This is a genomic window from Rhizobium sp. NZLR1b (assembly GCF_019685155.1).
In the GTDB taxonomy this organism is placed as follows: Bacteria; Pseudomonadota; Alphaproteobacteria; order Rhizobiales; family Rhizobiaceae; genus Rhizobium.
This window is the reverse complement of record NZ_JABDWC010000001.1, coordinates 270,269-296,201: the sequence shown is the minus strand read 5'-3', so window position 1 is coordinate 296,201 and position 25,933 is coordinate 270,269. Positions and strand designations below refer to the sequence as shown.

At 61.3% G+C, this 25,933-nt stretch carries 23 protein-coding genes; 7 read left to right on the top strand and 16 right to left on the bottom strand.

Annotation, left to right across the window (positions count from 1 at the left end):
- Positions 1–13 precede the first annotated feature (13 nt).
- Genes HJB84_RS01385 through HJB84_RS01345 form a run of 9 tightly spaced genes read right to left on the bottom strand, consistent with a single transcriptional unit; the run spans position 14 to position 8,703 of the window.
- Entirely contained in the window at positions 14–757 is a 744-nt protein-coding gene (locus HJB84_RS01385) for an ABC transporter ATP-binding protein (protein ID WP_207584754.1), read from the bottom strand.
- The gene (locus HJB84_RS01380; protein WP_207584755.1) at positions 754–1,611 is read right to left on the bottom strand and encodes an ABC transporter ATP-binding protein; all 858 of its coding nucleotides are present in this window, start codon (positions 1,609–1,611) and stop codon (positions 754–756) included. The genes HJB84_RS01385 and HJB84_RS01380 overlap by 4 nt, the downstream gene beginning before the upstream one ends.
- Positions 1,608–2,543 carry an ABC transporter permease gene (locus HJB84_RS01375; RefSeq protein ID WP_207584756.1) on the bottom strand — a complete coding sequence of 312 codons (936 nt, stop codon included), beginning with the start codon at positions 2,541–2,543 and terminating at the stop codon, positions 1,608–1,610. The genes HJB84_RS01380 and HJB84_RS01375 overlap by 4 nt, the downstream gene beginning before the upstream one ends.
- Before the next feature lie 4 nt (positions 2,544–2,547).
- Complete coding sequence (locus tag HJB84_RS01370) at positions 2,548–3,645, bottom strand: ABC transporter permease (protein ID WP_207584757.1); 1,098 nt, start codon at positions 3,643–3,645, stop codon at positions 2,548–2,550.
- A gap of 5 nt (positions 3,646–3,650) precedes the next feature.
- Positions 3,651–5,237 carry an ABC transporter substrate-binding protein gene (locus tag HJB84_RS01365; RefSeq protein WP_207584758.1) on the bottom strand — a complete coding sequence of 529 codons (1,587 nt, stop codon included), beginning with the start codon at positions 5,235–5,237 and terminating at the stop codon, positions 3,651–3,653.
- A gap of 43 nt (positions 5,238–5,280) precedes the next feature.
- Positions 5,281–6,234: a dihydrodipicolinate synthase family protein gene (locus tag HJB84_RS01360; RefSeq protein WP_221115057.1), complete on the bottom strand. Its 954-nt coding sequence runs from the start codon at positions 6,232–6,234 to the stop codon at positions 5,281–5,283.
- Between the two features lie 19 nt (positions 6,235–6,253).
- Positions 6,254–7,141, bottom strand: a complete 888-nt coding sequence (locus HJB84_RS01355; protein ID WP_207584760.1) for an SMP-30/gluconolactonase/LRE family protein — start codon at positions 7,139–7,141, stop codon at positions 6,254–6,256.
- The gene (locus HJB84_RS01350; RefSeq protein WP_207584761.1) at positions 7,138–7,968 is read right to left on the bottom strand and encodes an NAD(P)-dependent oxidoreductase; all 831 of its coding nucleotides are present in this window, start codon (positions 7,966–7,968) and stop codon (positions 7,138–7,140) included. Before HJB84_RS01350 ends, HJB84_RS01355 begins: the two co-directional genes overlap by 4 nt.
- A gap of 21 nt (positions 7,969–7,989) precedes the next feature.
- Complete coding sequence (locus HJB84_RS01345; RefSeq protein WP_207584762.1) at positions 7,990–8,703, bottom strand: FadR/GntR family transcriptional regulator; 714 nt, start codon at positions 8,701–8,703, stop codon at positions 7,990–7,992.
- Positions 8,704–9,005: 302 nt separating this feature from the next.
- Between HJB84_RS01345 and HJB84_RS01340 the strand changes: the two genes are divergently transcribed.
- The 6 genes from HJB84_RS01340 (at position 9,006) to HJB84_RS01315 (ending at position 17,319) form a co-directional block, all read left to right on the top strand.
- Positions 9,006–10,946: an ABC transporter substrate-binding protein gene (locus HJB84_RS01340; RefSeq protein ID WP_207584763.1), complete on the top strand. Its 1,941-nt coding sequence runs from the start codon at positions 9,006–9,008 to the stop codon at positions 10,944–10,946.
- 118 nt (positions 10,947–11,064) lie between these two features.
- Positions 11,065–12,051, top strand: coding sequence for an ABC transporter permease (locus HJB84_RS01335; protein ID WP_207584764.1), 987 nt, complete (start codon positions 11,065–11,067; stop codon positions 12,049–12,051).
- 9 nt (positions 12,052–12,060) lie between these two features.
- Complete coding sequence (locus HJB84_RS01330; RefSeq protein WP_207584765.1) at positions 12,061–13,182, top strand: ABC transporter permease; 1,122 nt, start codon at positions 12,061–12,063, stop codon at positions 13,180–13,182.
- A 7-nt stretch (positions 13,183–13,189) separates the two neighbouring features.
- On the top strand, positions 13,190–14,911 hold the full coding sequence (locus HJB84_RS01325) for an ABC transporter ATP-binding protein (RefSeq protein WP_221115056.1): 1,722 nt from the start codon (positions 13,190–13,192) through the stop codon (positions 14,909–14,911).
- Positions 14,908–16,119 (top strand): mandelate racemase/muconate lactonizing enzyme family protein, encoded by a 1,212-nt coding sequence (locus tag HJB84_RS01320; RefSeq protein ID WP_221115055.1) that lies wholly within the window; start codon positions 14,908–14,910, stop codon positions 16,117–16,119. Before HJB84_RS01325 ends, HJB84_RS01320 begins: the two co-directional genes overlap by 4 nt.
- A 12-nt stretch (positions 16,120–16,131) precedes the next feature.
- Positions 16,132–17,319 carry a mandelate racemase/muconate lactonizing enzyme family protein gene (locus tag HJB84_RS01315; RefSeq protein WP_207585201.1) on the top strand — a complete coding sequence of 396 codons (1,188 nt, stop codon included), beginning with the start codon at positions 16,132–16,134 and terminating at the stop codon, positions 17,317–17,319.
- A 65-nt stretch (positions 17,320–17,384) separates the two neighbouring features.
- Here the strand turns inward: HJB84_RS01315 and HJB84_RS01310 are convergent, their stop codons facing one another.
- From HJB84_RS01310 to HJB84_RS01280, 7 genes are all read right to left on the bottom strand, one after another.
- Positions 17,385–17,957: an NADPH-dependent FMN reductase gene (locus tag HJB84_RS01310; protein WP_221115054.1), complete on the bottom strand. Its 573-nt coding sequence runs from the start codon at positions 17,955–17,957 to the stop codon at positions 17,385–17,387.
- Between the two features lie 82 nt (positions 17,958–18,039).
- Positions 18,040–18,705 (bottom strand): nitroreductase, encoded by a 666-nt coding sequence (locus HJB84_RS01305; protein WP_221115053.1) that lies wholly within the window; start codon positions 18,703–18,705, stop codon positions 18,040–18,042.
- Positions 18,706–18,896: 191 nt separating this feature from the next.
- The gene (locus HJB84_RS01300; protein ID WP_221115171.1) at positions 18,897–19,256 is read right to left on the bottom strand and encodes a helix-turn-helix transcriptional regulator; all 360 of its coding nucleotides are present in this window, start codon (positions 19,254–19,256) and stop codon (positions 18,897–18,899) included.
- A 209-nt stretch (positions 19,257–19,465) separates the two neighbouring features.
- A complete protein-coding gene (locus HJB84_RS01295; protein ID WP_221115052.1) occupies positions 19,466–20,158 on the bottom strand; it encodes a response regulator transcription factor in 693 nt (230 codons plus the stop codon).
- 1 nt (position 20,159) lies between these two features.
- Positions 20,160–20,537: a response regulator transcription factor gene (locus HJB84_RS01290; RefSeq protein WP_221115051.1), complete on the bottom strand. Its 378-nt coding sequence runs from the start codon at positions 20,535–20,537 to the stop codon at positions 20,160–20,162.
- Between the two features lie 2 nt (positions 20,538–20,539).
- The gene (locus HJB84_RS01285) at positions 20,540–21,181 is read right to left on the bottom strand and encodes a response regulator transcription factor (RefSeq protein ID WP_221115050.1); all 642 of its coding nucleotides are present in this window, start codon (positions 21,179–21,181) and stop codon (positions 20,540–20,542) included.
- On the bottom strand, positions 21,178–24,816 hold the full coding sequence (locus HJB84_RS01280) for a PAS domain-containing protein (protein WP_221115049.1): 3,639 nt from the start codon (positions 24,814–24,816) through the stop codon (positions 21,178–21,180). The genes HJB84_RS01285 and HJB84_RS01280 overlap by 4 nt, the downstream gene beginning before the upstream one ends.
- Before the next feature lie 342 nt (positions 24,817–25,158).
- On the opposite strand from HJB84_RS01280, the gene HJB84_RS01275 reads away from it, so the two are divergent.
- Positions 25,159–25,911: an SDR family oxidoreductase gene (locus HJB84_RS01275; protein ID WP_221115048.1), complete on the top strand. Its 753-nt coding sequence runs from the start codon at positions 25,159–25,161 to the stop codon at positions 25,909–25,911.
- Positions 25,912–25,933: the final 22 nt, after the last annotated feature.

Sequence of the window (25,933 nt, the reverse complement as noted above, 5' to 3'; positions counted from 1 at the left end):
CAGCTGTCGCTAGCTATGCCCTTCCGTACATCCGGCTCGCGCGCAGCAGGCGTTGCGAATAGGGATGTTCGACCGCGCCTCTTCGCAACGCCTCGATCTCGACCTGTTCGACGATCTCGCCCGCTTCCATGATGGCGACGCGGCTGCACATGTGGGAGACGACGGCGAGATCGTGGCTGACGAGCAGATAGGTAAGGCCGCGCTCGGCGCGCAGATCCTGCAGCAGGTTGAGGATTTCGGCCTGAACCGACACATCAAGCGCCGATGTCGGTTCGTCGAGAAGCAGGACGTCCGGGTTCAGCATCAGGGCACGGGCGATCGCCACGCGCTGGCGCTGCCCGCCGGAGAGCTGATGCGGAAATCGGTAGCTCAGCGCCGGATCGAGGCCGACCGATCTCAGCACCGCGTTGACGTCGACGGAATTCGTCTCCAGCCCCTGGTTGCGCAGCGGTTCTTTCAGCTGCGAGCGGATGGTCTTGCGGGGATGGAGCGATCCGTAGGGGTCCTGAAACACCATCTGCACGCGGCGATAGAACGGCCGGCTGCGCTGCCGGTCCAGCGTCTCGCCCTGGAGTTCGATGTTGCCGTCGTAATTGGCGTTGAGGCCGGAGAGAGCTCTAAGAACCGTTGATTTTCCGCAGCCGGATTCGCCGACCAGGCCGAATGCCGTTCCCCTCTCGACGGTGAGGTTTACATCTCTGACAACCGGCCGCTGGCCGTGTCCGAAACGGATGGTGAGATTGTCAATTCTGATCACCGCGGCGGCTCCAGTGCGAGGTCGTCAAGCCAGGCGGGATCCCGCTTCAGGATCGGCAGCCGGGCAGGGGGATTGTCGATCGTCGGCAGGGATGCCAGCAACCCTTGGGTATAAGGATGTCTGGCCTTGTCGAGATCGCGCGCCTCGAGCACTTCCACGACGCGGCCCGCATACATGATGAGGACGCGGTCGCAGAAATTCCTGATGAGATTGAGGTCGTGACTGATGAAGATCAAGCCGAGATTGCGGCGCGCAACGAGCTCGTCGAGCAGGGCCAGGATCTCAAGCCTTACCGTCACGTCGAGTGCTGATGTCGGCTCGTCGGCGATCAGCACCTCGGGTTCGGCAATCAGCATCATGGCGATCATCACGCGTTGGCCCATGCCGCCCGATATTTCGTGCGGATAGAGGCGGGCGACGCGCTCGGGATCGCGGATCTGGACGGCTTCGAGCATGTCGAGCGCTTGGGCGTAAGTTTTTGCCTTGCTGACCTTTGGATGATGGAAGCGGTAGGTTTCGGCGATCTGTTCGCCGATCCGCATGACCGGATTGAGCGAATATTTCGGGTCCTGCAGGATCAGGCCGATCCGCCGTCCCCTTATCGTCATCATCGTCCGCTCGTCTGCCTTGATGAGGTCGACGTCGCGAAACGCCATCCGCTCGGCTCGGACGATCGCGGTCGGCGGCAGCAGCTTCATGATCGCGCGGCCGACGGTCGATTTTCCCGATCCGGATTCGCCGACGATGCCGAGTTTTTCCTGTCCGAGTGCAAAGCTGACGCCCCGCACCGCGCGCATGTGCCCACCGCCATAGGCGATTTCGAGGTTACGAATATCGATCAGGGGCTCTGTCATTCCGAACCTCTCGGATCAAGAACATCGCGCAGCGCATCGCCGACGAGGTTGAAGGCGAGGCTGACGAGCGCAATGGCGATGCCGGGTGCGGCGATCACCCACGGGCTGTCGAGCATGAACTCGCGCCCGCTGGCGGCCATCGAGCCCCATTCCGGCCAGGGCGGCTGCGCACCGAGGCCGAGAAAGCCGAGACCGGCGGCAGTGATGATGATGCCGGCCATGTTGAGGGTGACGCGGACGATCACCGAGGGGATGCACATCGGTAGGATATGGCGGATGATGATCGCAAGTGATGTCGCGCCCTGCAGCCGCACGGCGGCGATATAATCCGCCTTGCGAAGGCTGAGCGTCTCGGCGCGTGCCAGGCGGGCGATCGGCGGCCAAGCCGTCAGCGAGATCGCGATGATCGCGTTGGTGATACCAGGGCCGAGCGCTGCGGCAAAACCCAGCGCCAGCACCAGCCCGGGGAAGGAGAGGAAAATATCGGTGATGCGCATGAGGATTTCATCGACGATGCCGCCGAAATATCCCGAGACGGTGCCGATCAGCAGGCCGAGTGGTGCGACGATGATCGTCACCAGCATGATGATGTAGAGCGTCGTACGGGCGCCGTAGATCACCCGCGCAAAGACGTCGCGGCCGAAATTGTCGGTGCCGAGAAGATGGGCTGCCGAGGGCGGCGCCAGCCGCCCGGCCATATCCTGCGCGATCGGATCGTAGCTTGTCAGTAGTGGGGCTGCCGTCGCCACCACGATCAACAGCACGACGATGAAGAGGCCTGCCAGGCCAAGCGGGTGCAGGCTGAACTTCAGCCAGCCCTGATGGATCTGCTGCGTCGACGACTGAAACCAGCCCTGAGGCTCCGGCGCCAGCAGCCATTTTCTGAAGCCGCCGGCATTGGCGCTGTTTACGTCTTCGGTGGAGATCGTCATGGCGTCACCGTGTTCTCGGATCAAGAATGCGATAAAGGAAGTCCGACAGGATGTTGATGGTCAGGAAGACGGCGCCGATCGTCAGCACCGAACCCATCACGACATTCATGTCGTTCATCTGCAGCCCGCGGGTGAGATATTGGCCGAGCCCGGGCCAGCCGAAGACCGTCTCGATCAGCACCGCGCCCTCGAGCAGCCCGCCGAAGGTCAGCGCCAGGATCGTCAAGAGCTGCACGCGAATGTTCCTGAAGGCATGGCGCCAGACGACCTTGCGGGTGCCGAGCCCCTTTGCCCGCGCGGTGATGATGTATTCCTGGCTGAGCTGTTCCAGCATGAAGCTTCGTGACATGCGGCTGATATAGGCGACGGAATAATAGCCGAGGATTGACGCCGGCAGGATGATGTGGCCGACCGCATTCTGAAACACTTCCCATTGCTGCTGGATTGCCGCATCGATCAGAAGAAAGCCGGTCATCGGCGTGACGAGGCCCTCGTAGAAGACATCGACCCGGCCCGATGCGCCGACCAGCTTGAGCTTGGCGTAGAAGATGAAGAGCGCCATCAGCCCGGTCCAGAAAATCGGGATTGAGTGGCCGGCGAGGGCGATGATCCGGGCAATGTGATCGATGATCGTCCCGCGTCTGACGGCGGCCGTGACGCCCAAGGGAATGCCGATAATGGCGCCGATGATCATGGCGATGATGGCAAGCTCAATCGTCGCGGGAAAAATCATCATGAGATCCGTAAGGATCGGCTGGCCCGTCGTCGCCGACGTGCCGAGGTCGCCTGTGGCGATCTTGCCGACATAGGAGAGGAACTGCATCCAGATCGGCTGCCCAAGCCCCAGCTCATTGAAAACCCGATCATAGACCTCCTTGCTGACCTCCGGCCCGGTGATTGACAGTACCGGGTCGGCGGGAAGCAGGCGGCCCATCGAAAAGGTCAGGAAAAGCAGGCCGAGCAGCGTGGTGACAACAGCCACCACACGCCCCGCTAAGCGTCGAAGCAGGCTGGTCAAGGGGTGCGGGGCTGCATCGGCAAACCCGCCCGCCTGAGAATGACGGCTGCTCTCCTGCTTCGATGTCAGATCGGCGCTTGCCACGCGCTCTACTCCTTGGTCACGTCATGCCAGCGCGTCGACCAGGTCGTATGCCCGTGATAGCCTTTGACGTTGGCGCGCATGACATAGGGGTCGGTTCGCTGGAAGAAGATGACGAGCGGGGCGGCCATGCCGGAGTAAATGCCGTCCATCTTCTTGAAGATATCCGTGCGCTTGACCGTATCGCGCTCCTTCATCGATTGATCGATGAGCGAATTGAGGTCGTCCACCTTCATGCCCGTGCGCCAGAGGTAATAGCTGCCGAGGCGTGCCTCGTCGCTATTGTCGGGGTTGAAGGCATATTGTGTGGCGACGGCAAAGGGATCGGGAAGGCGGGCGCCAGAATTGCCGAGCAGCACTTCGAATTTGCGCTCGCGGAAGGCGGGCGTGAACTCGCCGGGCACCAGATCGAGATCGAGCCCTGCGGCCCGGGCGCTTGCCTGCAGCGCTTCGGCGAAGGGCAGGGTCGCGGCCCCCGACGGATTGAGCACCTTCCTCAAGCCGTTGGGATATCCGGCCTCCGCCAGCAGCTGCTTGGCTTTGGCGGGATCGTAATCATAGCGGACGTCGGCCTGCTCGGGAGCGCCGATCATGCCGCGCGGGATCATCGACTGCCAGGGAAAGCCCGTATACCGCATGATGTTGCCGGAGATCGCCTTCCAGTCGAAGGCGTGCTGGAAGGCCTCGCGGACCTTCGGCTTTTGCAGGTCCGGGTCTTTCTGGTTGAGGGCGATGTAGTAGAAGCCGAGACCCGGTACGTTCTCGATCACCATATCCTTCTTGGTGGCGAGCGCATCGAGATCGCCGCTTGCCACATACTGGCCGACATCGACGTCGCCGGCTTCGAGCTGCAGCCGGAGATTGCCGGATTCCGGGATGTGGCGGGCAACGACGCGGGCCATGGCCGGCTTGCCGCCCCAATATTTCGGTTGCGCATTGAAGATAGCGACGTCGTTCGGGCGCCATTGCGCCAGGCTGAACGGCCCGCTGCCGGCGGAATTGGCGGAAAGCCAGGCGCCGCCGAAATCGGCGTTGGCCTCATGCGACAGCACCGTCTTCTTGTCGACGATGCCGAGTGATGAGCCGGCCAGCGAATAGAGCACCAGATCGGTATTCACGGTCTGCGGCAGTTCGATCTCGAGCGTATGTTCATCCTTGGCCCGAACGAGCTTTTCGACATTGTCTGGTGTGAAGCCCCAGAGCGCGACGTCGGTGGAGCCGACCTGGCCCATCTTGATGACGCGCTGGATCGACCAGGCCGCATCCTCGGCGGTCACCTTGTTGCCACTCTGGAAAACGGCGTCGTCGCGCAAGGTGAGCGTGATGATCTTGCCGTCTGGCGAGACGCTCCATTGCGTCGCAAGCATCGGCTTCAGCGTCTTGAGATCCTCAGGCGACAGCTGCACGAGATTGTCGTAAAGATTGGAAATCAGTTCGGAAACCGTGCGCGCGTTATTCTGGGCCGGATCGAGCGTCCGGATACCGGTGAGATTGGTGCCGATCACCAGCATATTGGGCGGCGATGCGGCGAAGGCAGGCTGCGTCGTTACTAGGGCACCGGTAATTGCGATCGTTGTCAGTAGCTGTTTCAGCATCTCTAGACCTCCCAATCCTGTTGTTTTGCGGAAATAGTCGAATTCAGCCGGCCGCCTTGGCAGATTGCTGCCGGTCCGGATCTATTTGAATGGTGCCGTCGGCCTCCCAGCCTCGAAGCAACCGATGAAGTTCCTCGCGATCATTTTGGTCGAGCAGCGGCAATCCCGGCACGCGCACGGGACCGACATCGAGGCCGGAATAGGTGACGGCTTCTTTGACGACCGTGACGTTCGCACCGTTGCGGAATTTGGTCCGCATCCGCTCGAATGGTTCGAGCCGGTTGACGATCGCCCGTGCCGCGGCGAAATCGCCTTGTTCGAGCGCAGCATGGACGGCAAGCGAAAGCTGCGGTGCAACGTTGACGAGACCCGAGGTGAAGCCGCGCGCGCCGGCCGCGGTAAATGTCGGCGCCCAGCTTTCCGCCAGGCCGCAGACGAACAGCGCCCCGGCCGGATCGGCTGCGGGGATGGCTCTGGACAGCAGCATCAGATCGGTCGTTGCAAACTTGATGCCGGCAATATTGCCGTGGTTGGCGAGACGGACGATATCGTCGACCCCGAAACCCTCGGCTCTGACATAGGCGATGAGCGGCAGGGTGGAAGCATCCGCAAGATCGCAGAAATAGCCGATCTGGGCCGATGGTGCTGCGAAAGGATCGACGGGCTGATGCGACATGACGGCGGAGGCGCCGATCGCAGCCGCATCCCTCGCCATACCGATCGCCTCGCGCAGCGAGCGGCCGATGGCCGCCGTCACCGGCGCCCGGCCATTGACGCCTGAAACCGCTGCTTCGTGGACGATCCGGATCTCTTGCGGCGTCAGGGCGTAAAACTCGCCGGTGTTGCCGGCAGCAACGATGTTGTGGATGCCTGCTGCCGCCACTCGCGCATAGACCTTGGCCGTGATCGCAGGTTCGACGTTGCCTTTACCGTCATAGGCCGTGACGGGAACGCCCGACACGCCGGTAAGCGCCTTGCGCATGATCGCGATGCTCATTTCTCTTCCCCGTTCGCTTTCAAGATGATTGGTTGCCGAAGCGGAAGGGCGGCAGCCCCTCTGCATCCACGTCGAAGGCGATGACCGTTCCCGCCTCGAACCGTCCGGTGCGGTCCGTCGACAGGCTGGTGACGAAGAGCGTGCTGAGATCGGGTCCGCCGAAACACGGCATTGTCGGTGCTGCGACCGGCAGAATGTAAATCTCGACGATTTCGCCTTCGCGCGATATCCGGTTGACCCGGCCGGCGGAGACGCCGGCGCTCCAGTAAAGCCCGTCGCGATCGGTCGTCGCCCCGTCCGGCCGCCCCTCATCTTCTGTGAAGCTGCGAAGGCGACGTCCTTTACCGAGACTGCCCGTCTCAGGATAGAAGTCGAATGCCTGCAGGAAACATTGGCGGCTGTCGGAGTGATACATCCGCCGGCCGTCCGGCGACCAGGCGAGACCATTGGAACTCGTCAACCCCGTTGCGACGGTCCGCGTGCTGCCATCGGCCCCGACGCGGAAAAGTGCTGCGTCATTCACCTGCGGCTTGGCTTCGCTGATCGAGCCGACCCAGAAATGGCCGTCGGGGCCGACCTTGCCGTCGTTGAGGCGGCCATTGATATCCCGCCCGACCGGGTCGCACAGAAATTCGATTTTTCCCGAGACGGGATCGAAGAGATGGACGCCCGTCTGAAGGCCCACGACGATCCTGTTGTCTCGGCACAGCCCGAGACTGCCGATCGCCGCCGGCATGTCGAAACGATCGATCTGTCCTGACGCCGAAAGCCGGACAACCGCTGGCGCCAGGATATCGACCAGCCACAGCGTGCCGGTCTCATCGTCCCATACCGGCGATTCACCGACCGTCAGCGGCTGCTGGATGACGGAACGGATTTCTGGGCGGATGATCCGAGGCGCCGTCATTCGGCCGCCTCCAGGCTCTTGGCCAAACCTTCGGCGTCACGCATGCGGATGGTGCCGTCGTGATTGATCTCGCAGAACCCGCCACCCTGGAACGCAAGCGCTACCGGCCCTTCAGATCCCTGTTCGATGCGGGCGTGATCGCGCGGCCGGTCCTGTGGTTGGTAACCGAGCCTCGTTGCCAGATCGTTATCCCACCATTTCTCGTCGGTATCGGAAACGCCGTAGATGACTGTCGCGGCGATCAGCGGGTGGGACAGCCCGATCCGCACCAGCTGCGCCAGATCTCGCGCGCTGATCCAGATCGCAACCGATCGCTCGCTGTTGGGGTAGGTGCCGGCATTGCCGATACGGATGGAAAGGGAGCGAATGCCCGACGTGTCGTAGTAAAGCCCCGCCACCAGTTCGCCCCAGCATTTGGAAAGTCCATAAGGGCTGTCGGGGCGCATGGGATCGAGCGGCGATATGACTTCGTCACGCGGATAGAAGCCGGTCGCATGGTTGCTCGACGCATAGACGACCCTGGGGATCTTGTTGATCCGTGCCGCTTCGTAAAGATTGTAGGTTCCGAGCACATTGGCGTGCAGAATGGCGTTCATGTCGATGCCGCTTGCGATGCCCGCCAGATGAACGATGCCGTCGATATCTTTCAGCGCAGCCGTTGCCTCGTCGAGCTTTGCAAGGTCGACCCTTACGAACGTCTCGTTTCCGCCGAGCTCAGCCGGTTCCTGCAGGTCGATCAGGCTGACGTGCTCGACATGCCCGCGGAGGAGCGGGCGCAGCAGGGTTCCTACACGTCCGGCAGCACCCGTCACAGCGATCCGTTTCATCGTTCTTCCTCCCATTCTCGCTCAAACGCCCTGGAACATGCGGGCGCGGGCATTCAATATGTGTTTCTTCATTGCATCGTGAGCTTCGGTTTCCTGCCGTGCGAAGATCGCCTCCACGATCACCGCGTGCTCATCCTGGACGCTACGGATCTGCTCCAGGGTCCGTTTCAGGCTCAAGCTTCGCGTAACCGAATGGCCGATGGCGAAATGCGGCCTGAACCATTCGCGAACGGTGATGTGGAACTGGTTGCCGGTCGCCATGGCGATTGCATCATGCAGAGCCTGGTCCTCCTCGGCGCCGAGCTCTCCGTTGCGCAGGCATTGCTCGATCGAAAGAAGCGCTGCGGTTATCCGTTCCCTGTCGTCCGGCTGCCAGTTTCGCGCGGCAAGCTCCGCCGCCTCGGCTTCGAGACCGGCGCGGAATTCGAAAAACCGCTGAACATCCGCGAGCGATCCGACCGGCACCATTTTCAGCATCGACGAATCCGGCCTCTGCCTGACATAGGAGCCGGAGCCCTTGCGTGAAACGACCAGACCATCGGCTCTCAAGCGTTCGAGCGCTTCGCGCACGACCGGTCTCGATGCGCCGAAATCAGCAGCGAGCTTCGTCTCCGACGGCAATCGTTCGTTCACCGGAAAGTTGCCGTCGGCGATCATCCCCACGATTTTCTCGTAGATGATGTCGCTGAACCGCGTTGCGGCTCTGTTCGAAACGGCGTCGACCGCGAATGTCATGATCGTCCTTTTCTCTGAACGCTGTGGGCTCTTGCTGTCGCCGGCATCATATCTCCATGGCAGCTCACAGCTTCTAACAGATCGCCGTATTTAGTTCGCTGTAGCCTTGTATTCCGGGCAGGCAATTCAAGTTCTGATGTTGCATCGCTACAAAATTTGTAATTATCTGTCAACTCTTGTAATCATTTGGGAACGTGTCTATGGTTCGGTCGTAGCGCCGAGGAGGGCGCAGGCGGCGGGTCGGGAGCCCGCCGCATCCGCCGGTCTAAAAAGCTGCGCCGGCATAAAAACGGAGGAACTCGATGCCTAATGAAATACTGTCGCGTGGCGTTACCCGCCGCGCCGTGCTTGGCGGCATGGCCGGTGTCGCCGCGCTATCCGTCGCTGGTCGCGTCTCCGCCGCCGCAGGCGGTGAAGCACCCGCACTTGCACAGCTTGTGAAAGATGGAAAACTGCCGCCGCTCGCCGAGCGCCTGCCGAAAAAGCCGATGGTCGTCAAGCCGTTCGAAAAAATCGGCACCTATGGCGGCTCTCTGCGCCGCGGCCTTCGCGGTTCATCCGACCATAACGGCATTCTGCGCATGGTCGGCAACCAGAGCCTGGTGCGCTGGAACCTCGAGTTTACCGCTGTGGAGCCGAACCTTGCCGAGCGCTGGGAAGTCAGCGACGACGCGACGCAATTCACCTTCCATCTCATCGAAGGTGTGCGCTGGTCGGACGGTCATCCCTTTACGGCCGATGACGTCGTTTTTGCGATCGAAGACTGCGTCAAGAATACCGAGCTCTACAGCTCGACACCAGCGCAGCTTGCTGTCGCCGGCAAGCCGGTGACCGTCGAAAAAATCGACGACTATACGGTGAAGTTCACCTTTGCGGCGGCCAACGCGCTTTACCTGGAAAACCTCGCCACGCCGCTTGGTCAGCATCCGACGCTCTTTCCAAAGCATTACTGCAGCCAGTTCCTGCCGAAATATAATCCCAATATCGAGGCCGATGCGAAGAAGGCCGGCGTCACCAGCTGGACGGAGCTGTTCCGCAGCCGGTGCGGTGACATCGAGATCCCGTCGCGGTGGGGCAACGTCGACAAGCCGACGCTCGATCCATGGGTGGTGAAAGAGCCTTATGCCGGCGGCGCGACGCGTGTCGTCATGACCCGCAATCCCTATTTCTGGCAGGTCGATACCGAAGGCAACCAGCTTCCCTACATCGATGAGATCAACTTCGGCATCTCGCAGGACGTCGAATCGCTGATGCTGAACGTCATTTCGGGAAAGATCGACATCCAGGAGCGCCATATCAGCGTGCTTGCCAACAAGCCGACGCTGTCCAAGAACATGGAAAAAGGCGACTATCGACTGCTGACGCTGGTGCCTTCGGCCTCGCAACAATGCCAGATCTATTTCAATATCACCCACAAAGATCCTGCCATGCGCAAGATGTTTGCGGACAAGTCGTTTCGGCAGGCCTTGTCGATCGGCATCAATCGCCCAGAGCTCATCGATATTGTCTATTTCGGGCAGAGCGAGCCTTACCAGGCGGGGCCGCGTCCAACCCATCCGTGGTATAACGAGAAATACGCGCGCCAGTTCACCGAATTTGACGCCGACAAGGCAGGCGCGATGCTCGATCAGGCCGGCTACAAGAAGGGCGGCGACGGCTTCCGCCTTCGGCCCGATGGCCAGAAGGTGTTCTTCTCGATCGACGTCATTCCGACGTTATATCCCGATCTGGTCGACGCGCTCGAACTGGTCAAGACGCATTGGGCCCAGATCGGCATCGACATGAAGGTCAATACCATCGAGCGGGCGCTTTATTACACCCGCGGCGACGACAATGCCCATGATGCGCAGGTGTGGCCGGGGCCCGGCGGTCTCGATCCGATGCTCGATCCGCGCGATTTCTTCGCCTTCCATCCGCAGGGTTCGCGTTACGCCATTCCGTGGACGCTTTGGTACACCTCCAACGGTGCACGCGGCGAAGAGCCGCCGGAAAGCCAGAAAAAGCGCATGAAGCTCTTTGACGAAGCGCGTTCGACGGCCGATCTCGACAAGCGCGGTGCGGTCATGAAGCAGATCTTCGACATCGCCGCGGAGGAATTCGAGACCGTCGGGCTTTGCCTCGCGGTCGGCGGGTTCGGCATCATCCGCAACAATCTGCGCAACGTTCCCGAGAAGCAGCCGGATAGCTGGTCCTGGCCTAATCCGGGGCCTGCGTTGCCACAGCAATTCACCTTCACGAGCTGATTCGGATCTCCGGCGCCGTGCCATCAGGCACGGCGTCTTCCTTCAAGTCTGTCCCCCAATGCCTTTTCGGCCGTCCAGCCGAAGGAGTCGGGGCGGCGTTCAATGCAAGAGACGCCCTATGCTGGTCTTCATCGCCAAACGCTTCCTATGGATGATTCCATCGCTTTTTGCCGTCAGCTTTCTCGCTTTCGTGCTGATCCAGCTGCCGCCGGGCGACTATGTCACGACCTATATCGCAACACTGGCGGCATCCAACGAAATCGTCGATCAGAACACGGCGGCACAATTACGCGAGCGCTTCGGCCTCGGCGATCCGATGCTCGTCCAATACTTCAAATGGATATGGGGCATCCTCTCGCGCGGCGATTTCGGCATTTCTTTCGAATGGCAGCAGCCCGTCTCCGACCTTATCTGGGAGCGCATGGCGCTGACGCTTGTTCTGGCCCTGTCGACATTGATCGCCACTTGGGCGATCGCCCTGCCGATCGGCGTCTATTCCGCTGTGCGCAAATATTCGATCGGGGACTATTTCTTCACCGCCTTCACCTTTTTCGGCCTGGCCGTTCCGTCCTTCCTGCTGGCGCTGGTGCTGATGTATGTCGCGGCGGTCGAATTCGGACAGGATGTCGGCGGGCTGTTTTCGCCCGAATACGAGAACGCGTCCTGGAGCTTCGCCAAGATGATCGATCTCTTCTCGCATCTCTGGCTTCCGGTCATCATTCTTGCCGTTTCATCGACCGCGAGCCTCATCCGTGTCATGCGCGCCAACATGCTCGATGAACTGCCGAAGCCTTACGTGACGACGGCAAGGGCAAAAGGTCTCTCAGAGTTCCGGCTGCTGATGAAATACCCAATGATGATCGCGCTCAATCCGTTCATCTCGACCATTGCCTGGCTGCTGCCCAACCTCATTTCCGGCTCGGTTGTCGTCGCCATCGTCCTAAATCTGCCGACGGCCGCACCTTTGCTGCTGCAGGCGCTGATGGCCCAGGACATGTATCTGGCCGGTGCCTTCGTTCTGCTGATCTGCGCTCTGACGCTGATAGGCTCTTTGATCAGCGACATCCTGCTTGCGCTGGTCGATCCCCGCATCCGGTTGGAATAGGAGCCTAACGTGGCTGACATCACCGTTACAAATATTCAGCCGGATCGCGCCGCCGTCGCATCGCAGTGGCAGTTGATCTGGTGGGCTTTCCGCCGGCACCGGCTGGCCATGGTGGCGCTTGTCGTCACCGTGATGATGTATATCGTTGCCCTGGTTCCCGGCTTCTTCGCCATCAACGATCCGAACCTGCAAAATGCGCGGGCGACCTTTCACCCACCGCAGAGATTGCATCTGATCGACACGCAGAATGGCTTTTCCTTCGGCCCGCATTATTATCCGATGAAGCTGACCCGCGATCCGGAAACACTGGCCGCCATCTTCAAGGAAGACACGACAAAGCGTGTCGACGTCCAATTTTTCGGGCGCGGCTATGAATATTCCGTATTCGGTCTGTTCAAGTCAAACATCCACCTGATCGCCTCGCCCGACAAGACGACGCCGCTGCTTCTCTTCGGCGCCGACAGGCTTGGGCGCGATGTTTTCAGCCGAACGGTGCAAGGCTCGCAGATCTCGTTGTCGATCGGCCTCGTCGGCGTCTTCTTCTCGCTCATGCTCGGTATCGTGCTCGGCGGTATCTCGGGATATTACGGCGGCCGCATCGATTTCTTTATGCAGCGCGTGATCGATTTCGTTCTGTCGCTGCCGACGATACCGATCTGGCTCGCCATGGCCGCGGCCCTGCCACAGGATTGGCCGGCGACGCTGCAGTATATGATGATCACGATCATCCTGTCGCTGACCGGCTGGGCGCAGCTTGCCCGCGTCGTTCGCGGCCGCTTCCTGTCGCTGCGAACAGAGGAGTTCGTCGCCGCCGCGAGACTCGACGGCGTTCGCGAAAGACGCATCATCTTTCGCCACATGCTGCCGAGCTTTGCCAGCCACATCATTGCGTCGATCACGCTTGCGGTGCCGGCGATGATCCTTGCCGAAACCTCTCTCTCCTTCCTGGGGCTCGGGCTGCAGCCGCCGACCATCTCCTGGGGCGTGCTTTTGCGCGAGGCCCAGAACATTCGCTCGATCGCCACCGCGCCATGGCTCTTCATGCCGGGCTGCGCCGTCGTGGTCGCCGTGATGGCGCTTAACCTTCTCGGCGACGGCCTGCGCGATGCGGCCGATCCGTACAACAAATGAGGCCGGCATGACCGATATCGTTCCCATCGCCGGCAGGCCGCTGCTCCAGGTGAAAAACCTGACCGTCGAATTTCCACTGCGGACCGGCATCTTTCGCGCCGTCAGCGACCTGTCTTTCTCGATCGAACCGGGCAAGACGCTTTGTGTCGTCGGCGAAAGCGGATCCGGCAAGTCGGTGACAGCGCGTTCGATCCTGCAGATCGTCGACGCGCCTGGCCGCATATCCGGCGGATCGATCATCTTGAACGATCAAAACGGCGGCTCGACCGATCTGACCAGCCTCAATCCGCGCGGGCGTCAGATCCGGGCGATCCGTGGCCGCGACATCGCCATGATCTTCCAGGAGCCGATGTCGTCGCTGTCGCCGATCCACACGGTCGGCAACCAGATCGTCGAGGCGCTTCGTCTCCACACCAGGATGAGCAAGGCAGAGGCGCGCACTGAGGCCATATCGCTGCTCAAGCAGGTCGAGATTCCCTCGCCGGAAAAGGCGTTGGATCGGTATGCCTTTCAATATTCCGGCGGGATGCGCCAGCGCGCGATGATTGCTATGGCACTCGCCTGTAAACCTCAGCTCCTAATCGCCGACGAGCCGACCACGGCTCTCGACGTGACGACGCAGGCCGAGATTCTCGACCTTATCGCCCGCCTGCAAAAGGCCAATGGAATGGCCGTTCTGTTCATCACGCATGACATGGGTGTCGTGGCGCAGATCGCCGACGATGTGCTGGTGATGCATAACGGCGTCGCCAAGGAATATGCGCCGGTCGAGCAGATCTTTCATGCGCCGCAAGACGACTATACCCGCATGCTGATCGGCTCGGTGCTGAAGCTGGAGCAGAAGGCGGAAATCCGCCTGGCGCGCGCGCCGCTCGACAGAACCCAAGCGCCGATCCTCGAACTGCGCAACGTCTCGATGGATTTCGGAGAGGTGAAGGCGCTGGACGATGTTTCCATTTCGCTGCTGCCGGGCGAGACCCTCGGCATCGTTGGCGAGAGTGGCTCCGGCAAGACGACGATGGGCCGCTCGATCATGCGGCTGCTCGATCCGACTGCCGGCGAAATCCTGTATCGCCGCGCCGATGGCGACATCATCGATCTGGCGACGGCAAAAGGTCCCACACTGGCCGCCGCGCGCCGCGAATTGCGTATGGTGTTTCAGGATCCTTTCGGCTCCCTCAATCCACGCATGACCGTCTCCCAGATCATCGGCGAGCCGCTGCTCGTCAACGGCGTCGCCAAGGGGCGGGCGCTGGAAGAGCGGGTTTGCCATCTGATGGAGCAAGTTGGCCTCGATCCGAGAGCACGCGAACGCTACCCGCACGCATTCTCCGGTGGTCAGCGCCAGCGCATTGGCATTGCCCGGGCCATCACGCTCAATCCGCGCGTCATCGTCGCGGATGAGGCAACCTCGGCGCTCGATGTCTCCGTGCGCTCGCAGGTGCTCGATCTCCTGATGCGCCTGCAGGACGAACTCGGCCTCGCCTATATCTTCATCAGCCATGATATCGGCGTCATCCGCTACATGTGCGACCGTGTCGGCGTCATGTACAAAGGCCAACTCGTCGAAATCGGCGAGGCGGAGAAGGTCTGCCGTACACCCGAGCACGCCTACACGCAGGCGCTGATATCAGCGATCCCCCGTCCAGATCCGCGTGACCGCGATCATTCCAGGCGTTTCCGCTACGTCGCGCCCGACAACCTCAGGAATGGAAGTTCTCAGAGATGAAGATCACCGGGATCCGGACTTTTCTCATGCATGTCGGCCAGCCAGACCCCTCGAACTGGGCTTCCGATCAGCGTTCCGGTGGCGGCGCCTCCAAGCAATTCGGCGGCACCAGAAACTGGCTCTTTTTGAAGGTCGATACCGACGAGGGTATCACCGGCATCGGTGAATGCTCGGGCTGGCCGCGTGTCGTCGAGACCGCGATCCATGATCTTGCACCCCTCCTCATCGGCGAAGATCCGGCCCATATCGAACGGCTGTGGCAGAAGATGCATATCGCCATGATGGGCCATGGTATGCTCGGAACTGTCGGAGGCGGTGCGATGACCGGCATCGACATGGCCCTATGGGACATCAAGGGCAAGGCGCTTGGCGTGCCTGTCTGGATGCTGCTCGGCGGCAAGGTGCGCGACCGGATACCGATCTATTCGCATGCGAATACGCCCGAGCGCGCACTTGCGCTCAAGGAACGCGGGATAAAGGCGATCAAGTGCGGCGGGGTCGCCGATCCCGTTCGCAAGGTCGCCGCGCTCCGCGATGCCGTCGGCGACGACATGGACATTGCCATCGACCTGCATGGGCCGCCGTGGCTGACGCCTGCGGATGCCTGCCGGCTGGTGCGGGCGCTCGAGCCCTATGAATTGATGTGGGTGGAAGATCCAATCGCGCCGGAGAATATCGACGGCTACCGGCGTATCCGCGATGCAGCTTATGTGCCGCTTGCGGCCGGCGAGCGCTCGGCGACCATCTTCGGCGAGCGCGAGCTTATCGAGAAGGAACTGGTCGACGTGATCCAGCCGGACACCGGCCGGGCCGGCGGCATCACCCAGATGAAGAAGATCGCCGCCATGGCCGAAGCCCATCATATTCAGATGGCGCCGCATTCCGGCTCGCTCGGGCCGGTGGCGGAATATGCGGCCTTGCATCTGCTTGCGGCAATCCCGAACGCTCTCATTCTCGAGCGCCTCGACGATGACTGGGACGGCCGCCGCCGGACGATCGTGCCGCATCCGCAACAGGTCGACGGTTTGATCGCCGTTCCCGATGGCCCAGGACTTGGCTGTGATATCGACGAAGCCTTCGTGGCGCGTTTCCCCAGTGCCGGCAACGTCTCGGTGCCGGCAGCTGCGGGCGTCTATAATCCCGGAACCGACAACGAGCACGTCTACGTGCAGACGCGCGTGGCGCGTCGCAATTATTTCAATCGCTAGAAGGACAGAATGATGAAGATCGACCGCATGCGGGTTTTCATGACCCGCGACAAGGACCGTCCGCGCGTGATCGTCGCGCTCGATACCGATGACGGGCTTACGGGCTGGGGTGAATGCTACAATCACGGGCCGGACAAGGCGCTTCCGCCGCTGCTCGATTATCTCTGCGGATTTTTGTCCGGCCAGGATCCGACTCGCGTCGAGTATCTGGTCAATCTGCTGGTCCAGCAGAGCCGGTTCCCGCCGGGCGCGCTTGGCCTTGCCGCGATCTCCGCGCTCGATCATTGCCTGTGGGACCTTGCGGCCAAGGCGGCGAATCTCCCGGTCTATAAGCTGCTCGGCGGCGAGGTGCGCGACCGCATCAAGGTCTATGCCGGGGTTTATACCGCTCCCGATGCGCCGGCGGCCCGCGACGAATTCGATCGCCTGAAGGAGGGATGGGGGTTCACCGCCTTCAAGCTCAGCCCCTGGCGGATCGACATGCACTCCAATCGCTGGGGCAATGTCGTGAAGGCCTCGGCGGATTATTTCCGCTCGCTTCGCGAAACGGTCAACGACGAATACGAGATCGCCTTCGACGCGCATGCGAAGATTTTCGAGCCGGTCGCCGCTCGCCAGCTCGGCAATGCATTGGCCCCCTACGACCCGCTATTTTTCGAGGAGCCGCTACGGCCAGAAAACATCGAGGCCTGGGGCGATCTGAAGCAGGGCCTTAACTGCACGTTGGCGACCGGCGAGTCGCTCTACAACAGGAACGAGTTCCTGCGGCTGCTGCAGGTCAAGGGCGCCGATCTGATCCAGCCGGATATTTGCGTCGTCGGCGGCATCAGCGAAATGCGCCGCATTGCCACGCTCGCCGAAGCCTTCTTTGTCGGCGTCGCGCCGCACAACCCGATGGGCCCCTTGGCAACGGCGGTCAACGTGCATTTTTCAGCTGCGGCGCAGAATTTTCGTATCCTCGAATACCGGCTGCCGAAGGGCCAGGCCTACGTCTATGGCGGCAACGATATCGAGAAGCGGGAAGGCGAAACCCGTTACGTCGTCGATCCCTATCTACCGAAGGACGGCTATCTCGAACTGCGCCCGGATCGGCCCGGCTGGGGCGTCGAGATGGACGAGAAGGCGATGGAGGAGGAAGGCTATATCCACTGGCAGCGGCGCGTGCCGAAGCGGCCGGACGGTTCTTACGCCTTCGCTTAGAGACGTCTCGAAAATCGGGAACTGGCTGCTGCCGCATGGGGCGGCCAGTTCCTTTTATGTGCCCACTAGGCGTCTTTCGGCAGCACCGAGCGAACCCTTGCGATGAAGACATGGAAGTCCCGCATGAAAATGCGAAGGAAATCGGCGGTGGTGTCGTTCGTGACCTCGCCGTCATCGGTGATCAGCCCCGGTGTGAACTGGATGTAGGCTTCCGGGGCATTCATCTGGGGAGAGTTGCAGAAACTAAGCACGCTGCGCAAATTCTGCTGGGCGACGGCTGTGCCTATCGCGCCAGGTGACGTGCCGATAACCGCTGACGGCTTGCGTGTGAACGAGTTGGTGCCGTAGGGGCGGCTTGCCCAGTCGATTGCGTTTTTCAGCCCGCCAGGTATGGATCGATTGTATTCGGGCGTGATGAACAGCACGGCGTCGACGGCCGCGATTGCCGCCTTGAATGCCTTGCCGGCCGGGGGATAGTCGGCGTCATAGTCGTAGCTGTAGAGCGGCAGGTCCTTGAAGGATATCTCCGACATTTCAAGTTCCGGCGGGGCGAACCGCACCAACGCCTTGGCAAGCTTGCGATTGATCGAGCCCTTGGCGAGGCTGCCGATGAGATAGCCTACTTTATGCGTGGTCATGGCGTTCTCCAATATCACGCATGACAAGGACGTCTTGCGCAAGAATCATAAAAGGGCTCTCTTGTCCTTCGAGCGCACGTCACTAATCACCGACGAAAGTGACCGTCTCGGCGAGCGGGGCGCGGCCCGTATGGGCAGAACTTGCCGCTGGGTCCTCGTAGCCGATCGACATGCCGCAGAAGAGGATGAGCCCGTCCGGGGGTGACAGGACCTCCGCGACCGTCTCGCGAACCTGTGACCACGCCATCTGCGGGCAACTGTGCAGTCCTTCGGCGCGCAGCAGCAGCATGACGGTCTGCAGATACATGCCGACGTCGGCCCATTGGGGTAGGCCCAGGTCACGGTCGATGTAGCAGAACAGGGCGGCGGGCGCGCCAAAGCAGTTCCAGTTGGCGATTGCTGCCCGCTGGCGCGCCTCCCAGTCCTCGCGCGCAATGCCGAGCGCGCTGTAGCGCTCCTTGCCGAAGGCGGATCGGCGCTCCCCGTACGGGGACTTCATCGCGGGCGGATACATCTCGTACTGCCGCGTATCCCAGGCGTCGCCGTGGGCCACGCGCTCGACGGCGGATGTCTTGAGCTCGGCCAGCGTCGCGCCGGTCATCACATAGGTATTCCACGGCTGGATGTTCGATCCTGACGGCGACCAAGCCGCGGCGGACAGCACGCGCTCAAGTATCTCCCTGGCCACAGGTTTGTCTTTGAATCCGCGCACCGACCGTCGGCTAGTGACTGCCTCATATACGTCCATCATCGCCTCCTGCTGACCGTTCCGTTCCTGATGTGGTTGATTATCTCCATTCGCAATTGAGACGTAATCACACCGTGGTCTAGGAGGCGTACATCAAACGTCCATCAGAAACCGATGCATCCGACCTGACGCCTGCAAGATCATCCTCAGCAGAATCGGAGACCAATTACGAGCGGCAAGAGCGGGGCTCGTCATTTCGTCAGGTGCCCGGCTCGGGCGCTGTCTACCGGGGAGCGATGGCACGATCCGAAGATGTCGGCGAGCGTATCGAGCATCGTCCTGGCCGTGCCGGATTGAAGTGAATAAAAGATCGTCTGGGCAGACCTTCGCGTCTGCACGAGTCCTTGTTCTCGAAGAATTGCCAGATGCTGGGAAGTCGAAGATTGGCTCAGTCCCACTTCATCAGCCAGGACGGTCACGGACACTTCTCCCTCGGTCAACAGATGCAGAATGTGAAGCCGTTTGGCGTTCCCCATGGCCGACAAGAAGTTTGCTTCGATGTCGAAGGCGTTGGCTTCAGGGGAGGGCGAGGCTGGTGATCGATTGTACAGGCGTGATCTCCTTTATGAAATCTAAGCCGGGCATGAGGTCATATCCCTGAGCTTTAATTTAGAGATAACGCATGGGTGCCAAGGCGAAACCCATTGCTGGCGCCGCGCCGTCTTTTTCGACGCGAATCGGATACGGCGCGCATCAAATGGACAGGCAGCTGATGTGCGAGGTCGGGTCTCGTCGTTTTGGAAAGGGCCTGGCAAAAAAATTAACGCGAGCCTGTCTGCCGCATTTGCGCGGGCAGCGTCTCCCAGGCCCGGATCAGTTCGCCAATCGAGGCGGCCTCCATCTTGTGCATGACGTTGCTGCGATGCAGCTTGACCGTCACTTCGCTGATGCCGAGATCGAAGGCGATCTGCTTGTTGAGGCGTCCGCGCGCCACTTCGTGCAGAACTTCGCGCTCGCGCTGCGTCAGCGTCTCCAGGCGTTTGACATTGCGTTTGGCGATTGCGGCTTCGGCCCGTCGCTCGGCATCCATCGCAATGGCCGCGGTGATGGCGTCGAGCAGCGTCTGGTCCCGCACCGGCTTGGTGAGAAAATCCACAGCACCCGCCTTCATTGCCTGAACGGTCATCGGGATGTCTCCGTGGCCGGTCAGAAAAATGATCGGCTTGGAAATGCCGTTTTCGGCCAGATGGCTCTGCAGGTGAAGGCCGCTTGCTCCAGGCATGCGCACATCGAGGATCAGGCAGCCGGGGTTTTCCATTATATCGGCATCAAGCAATTCTCGGGTCGAGGCAAAACTAATCGACTGAAAACCCGCCGACAGGATCAACTCCGACAGCGCCTCGCGAACCGATGCGTCGTCATCGACGATAATGACGAGCGGCTCTAACTCTTCACATCTGCCCTGCAATGATAACGGCGCCGATCTCCGCTGCAACGGCTGGTCAACTCTCATGTTACCCTCCATCTCTCGATTGGTGTAAAGCGTTGGCGATGGCCGACAGCAGGGCCTGGGCATCAAAGGGCTTGCGGAAAAACCCGCCCGTGCCCTGAGCACGGCCCTGATCGGCTATCTCGTGGCGACCCGTGATCAGGAACACCGGCAACTCGGGACGTGATTTTCTGACCAGGTCACGAAGCTCGAAGCCGTCGATGCCGGGCATTCCGATATCAGTGATGAGCAGGTCGAGGTCCGACAGCCCGCTGACGAGCAGCGAGCCCGCCGACGGGAAGCCGCGGGCCACATAACCCGCCGATTCCAGAAGGTCGCCCATCGATTCAAGCAGTCTTGGATCGTCGTCGACAATTGCGACAACATGTCTTGTCTCGTTCATGTTCAATTCCCCCCCACTCGGCGCGAGTGGGTAATCGGTATTTCCAATTTCTCCGCGATCCGCACGAGATCGGCGAGCGACGCCGCCGCCATTTTCTGCATCACATTTCTTCTATGGATCTGCAGCGTAACTTCGCTGATCCCCAATTCGGCTGCTGCCTGCTTATTGAGAAGACCGCTGACCACGAGCGGCAGCACCTCGCGCTCGCGCGGCGTCAGGTCGAGATAGTGTCGTTTGAGCATATCGAGTTCGGCACGTTCCGATCGCTTCACCCGATCCTGGGCGAGCGCCGCATGGATTGCTGCCAGGAGATCCGCGTCACTGAACGGTTTGGTCAGGAAATCCACGGCGCCGCTTTTGATCGCACGCACGGACGAGGGGATGTCGCCATGTCCGGTAATGAAGACGATCGGCGGATGATCCCCGTCGGCGATCTGTCTCTGCAGGTCGAGGCCGTTGATGTCAGGCAGCTCGATATCGAGGATGAGGCAGGCGGCTACATCCGACTTGTCCGCTCTCACGTAATCGCCGGCGGATTCGAAGGCGATGGCGCGCATGCCGTGCGCGTCCATGAGCTCGCTGAGCGCCTCCCGGACACGTCCGTCGTCATCGACGATGAAGACGATATGGTCATCGACCGTCATGACGCCGCCTTCGTTTCTATCGGCAACGTGAAGATCAACGTCGCTCCGTGCGGATTGTTCTTCTCTGCCCACAATCGTCCGCCGTGCAGCTCGACGATCGAGCGGCAGATCGCCAGACCCATGCCCATGCCATTTTCCTTGGTCGTGAAGAACGGCTCGAACATCTTCTCGGGGAACGCGATACCCTGACCGCGATCACTGATTTCGGTCTGTACGGCATTCCCCATATGGCGCACGCGCATGCCGATCACCTTGTCGCCGGCGACAGTGTCCATCGCCTCGATGCCGTTGCGGACGAGATTGATCAGGACCTGCTGGATCTGGACCCGATCGATGGCGATAAGCGGAAGGTTTGCATCGACGTCCACGTTCAGCCTGACGCTCCGCCGTGCCGCTTCGTCGGCCATGAGATTGCGGGCTTCGTCGACGACGCCGGCGAGCGTCGTGTAGACCCTCCGGTCTGCGGATTGCTTGAACAGGGCGCGGATACGGCTGACGACATCCGCGGCCGAGTTGGCGTCGCGGATGATGCGCTCGACCGTCCTCTGTGCCCGCTCCATATTCGGCGGTTCCGCCATCAGCCAGCGCTGGCAGGCATGCGAGTTGGCGACGACGGCCGCGAGCGGCTGGTTCACCTCATGGGCGATGGAGGCCGAAAGCTCGGCAAGGCTCGCCACCTGGCTTGCCCGCGCAAGGCCCTCTCGCGCCTGACGCAGATCTTCTTCCGTGCGAACCTCACTGTCGATATCAAGGCAGATGACGTTCCACTGGACGATAACGCCTTCGGCATTGCGCATCGGTGCCGCACGCGTCTCGACCCAGCGATATTCGCCATCGTGGCGCCGCAGACGATGCCGGCGCGCATAGGGCTCGCCGGTGCGCAATGAATGGGCATAGTTCTCTTTGACCCCGGCCACGTCGTCGGGATGAACGCCGGCATCGAGCGTGCCGTCCAGCCGGGTTTTTCCCGTACCGTCCAGCTCTTCGAGCTTATATCCGAGAAAATCGCGCAGCTGAGGGTTGCGGTATACCGGCTCCCCATCGGGCGCTGCGCAATCGATCATTGCCGGCAGCGTTTCGACGATCTGCCAGAGCGACCGCTCCCTCTCACGCAACTCCTCCTCGATGCGAAGTTGATCGTCGATGTCATGGGTCAGGCCGTACCATTGAATGATCCGCCCGCTCTCGTCCCTCAACGGTTCGGCGCTGCCTCTGACCCAGCGGTAGACGCCATCAGCGCGCCGCAGGCGATATTGTTTCGAGAAGCGCTCGCCGGTGGCGAAGGAATGCCTTAGCGCCTCGGCAAGGCTCTCCGCATCGTCGGGATGAATGGCGGCTTCGATGATGGCGGACAGCCGGTTCATACCGGGCTTGCCTGTGTCTGCAATATCGGGACCGAGAAAATTGATCAGCCGCTGGTTGAAGAAGGTCGGCTCCCCCTCGGCATTCAGGCGCCAGAGAAGGCTCGGTACGATGTCGACGAGCTGTGACAGCTCCCGTTCCCGCTCACGCAGGGCCTGTTGTGCGCTGACCTCGTCATCGATGTCGATCGCAGCCGCGTACCATTGCACGATCGCGCCATTCTGATCCCGCAACGGCTCCGCGCGACCTTGCATCCAGCGATATACGCCGTCGGCGCGGCGCCGGCGATACCGGATTGTGTAAGGCTCGCCGGTCGCAAGCGCGTGAGCGAGCACCTCTTTCATACGAGGTCCATCCTCTGGATGCACGGTCGCCCCGATGATGGCCGCCAATCGACTGATATCAGGCCTGTCCCAGGCAGCGACGTCATCTATTCCAATGGATTGCAGGGTGCGCCTGCTGAAGAAGGTCGGTTTGCCGTCGGGCGCCATGCGGCCAATGTGAACCGGGACCATGTCCACAAGCTGCGACAGTTCGCGCTCGCGATCACGCAATGCTTCCAGGGCGCGCACCTCTTCGTCGACGTCGAGAGAAACGCCGTACCACTGCACGACCGTTCCGTTGCCGTCGCGCCGGGGTTCCACCCTGCATTCCGCCCAGCGGTAGATGTCGTCTTTTTCGCGCCAGCGAAACCGCATGGCGGTACCGCCGCCGCTTTCGAAACAGTTCTGCAGCGTGCGCTGGACGTCGGGCGCGTCTTCGGGATGAATCAGCTGCCGCAGCAGTTCTTCGATGCGCGGCTCGCCGAGAGCGTCGAAATTGGCGATGACGGCGCGGAAATGGTCCTGATAGCGTTTGTTGAAATAGACCGACCCGCTCGCCGGCTCCACGCTCCAGACGCGAACCGGCACCGCGTCGATCATCTGCTGCAGCGCTCGCTCGCTCTGGCGCACCGCCTCTTCGGCACGGACCTGATCGTCGATGTCGTGGCAAAGGCCATACCATTGGACGATGCTGCCGGCCCGATCCCGCATCGGCTCGGCGCGGCTCGACATCCAATGATAGATGCCGTCGGCGCGACGCAGCCGATACCGCATGGCGAAGTTTTCGCCGGTCACGAGGCAATGGTTGAGCGCCTCCCCGAAGCCGGTTGCATCATCGGGGTGAATGATGGCCCCGATGACCGCTTCCAGCCGGCTCATGCCGGGCCTGTCCGAATCCGCGACATCGAGACCGAGGAAATCGATCATCCGTCTGTTGAAGAAGGTCGGTTCGCCCTGGGGTGTCAGACGCCAGACGTGGCTCGGAACCATGTCGACAAGCTGCGAGAGCTCCCGCTCCTGCTCGCGCAACGTCTCAACGCTTTGGCGCAACGTGAGCACGGCCAGCTGATGTTGCCTGGATATGGCGGCGACGATCAGCGCCGAAAATGCCGAGATCGCCAGGAAAAGCTGCAGCATGATCTGCTTGTGTTTCTGGGACTCGGCATCGCCGACAAATTGGCCGGCGCCGGTTATCGTGAAGACGACCGTAATCAGGGCGAGGAGGGCGAGCGATATGGCCGCACCCTTGAATTCGAAGCGGACTGCGGCCCAAAGAAGGGGCGGCATGATGATGTAGGCGAAGGGAAGGTAGCCGCTGAGCGAAAGAGCGGCGACACCGAGAAAAATCAGCCCAAGGACGCAAGCCTCCACCCATTGCGCCGCCGAGAGCCGGGTCTTGCCGCGCCAGTTATGGAAGACGGAGAGCGCCAGCGGCGCGACGATCAGGACGCCGGTTGCATCACCGATCCACCAGAGAGGCCAGGCGGTCACGAAGGACTGCGATTGGATGCCGAACCACGCGAGCGTCGCGCTTCCCACCGTCGCGCTCACGATTGGCGCAATTCCGGCGCCCAGGACGATGAATGCGAGAACCTCCTGCAAGGTTTCCAACTGAGCCGGCCGCTTCAAGGTCCGATTGACCAGCCATGCCGCGACCACTGCTTCAAGAGCGTTGCCGACATACATCAGAAAGGCCGCCGGCAGCGGACTGTGGAACCAGAGGGCATTGCTGAACAGCTCGGCCAGGCAGCCCCCCAATATCCACCACGGCCAGCTGCGCCTGGGGGCGAGGATGAGCGTTGCGATGAAAAGCCCGCCCGGAGGCCAGATGGAAATGCCCGTTCCCGGCACGATCGCGAGCGATTGGGCAAAGCCGCAGCCGAGCACATAGGCGGCGATGAAGAGCCCGAGATACAGGGCGCGGGGGCGGTGCGACCAGACGTTCGTCATCCACCGCTCCTGCCGGACAGACAAGGCCGGGGGATCATCAGCATTTGGTGCAGCACTCGTTCTTGATGTCGGGGCTGGCGAGCTCATGCTACGAACCGTAATCCCGTCAAACCACCGTCGCAACTCATGGAAATCCATACATTGCGCGGAGGGGTAGTGTTGCACCGGGTCCGGATCGTCGGCGCGAAGGAGCAAGCGGGAGACCGCTCCCGTTCCGGTGGGTCATCCTAAACCTTCGGTCTACTCCATTGTACCTACGGCTAAGGCGCCGAGCCACACGCATGATGGAAGGGTTTTGGCCTTCCGGTCATTGTCGATCCAATCGATCGTGAGGATGCAGACATGAAAATCACCGTGGTGGGAGCAAGCGGTCTCATCGGAACGCGGCTCAGTGAAGGCCTGCGCCGGTTGGGCCACGAGGTTACGGACGCGTCCTTGTCGTTTGGCGTCGATACGGTGACCGGTAAAGGCCTTGACGCGGCTATAGCGGGAGCCGACGCCGTCGTGGACGTGACCAACGCCGCATCATTCGGCGACAGTGCGGCACTGGATTTCTTCAGGGCGTCGACGAAGAATTTGCTTGCCGCCGCCTCCGAGGCAGGCGTCGGGCATTATCTCGCCCTCTCCGTCGTCGGCGCGCCCCGGCTCGTGGAAAGCGACTATTTTCGCGCGAAAATGGTGCAGGAAAATCTCATCCGGGCTTCAAATCGCCCTCATACGATCCTCCGCTCCACCCAGTTTTACGAGTTCATAAACGGATTGATCGACATCGGTGCGCAAGGCGACGTCTTTCGATTGCCGCCAGCCTTGATGAGGCCGGTCGCAGCCTCGGAGGTCGCCGCCTTTCTGGCCGAATTGACCCTCGCAACGCCTTTGGGCGGTATCGTCGAAATCGGCGGCCCGGAACAGTTCGGTATCGATGACGTCGCACGGATCTATCTGGCCGCGAACGAAGACGAGCGGCCGGTGATAACGGATCCGTCCACATCGTATTTCGGTGTCGAATTGACCGATGACGCATTGCTTCCCGGCGCCGGCGCACGGGTGGCGGCCGAGACGCTCTCCGACTGGCTCTACCAATCGATGGCGGATTAGTTCTGCCGGCGAATGGCCTCGT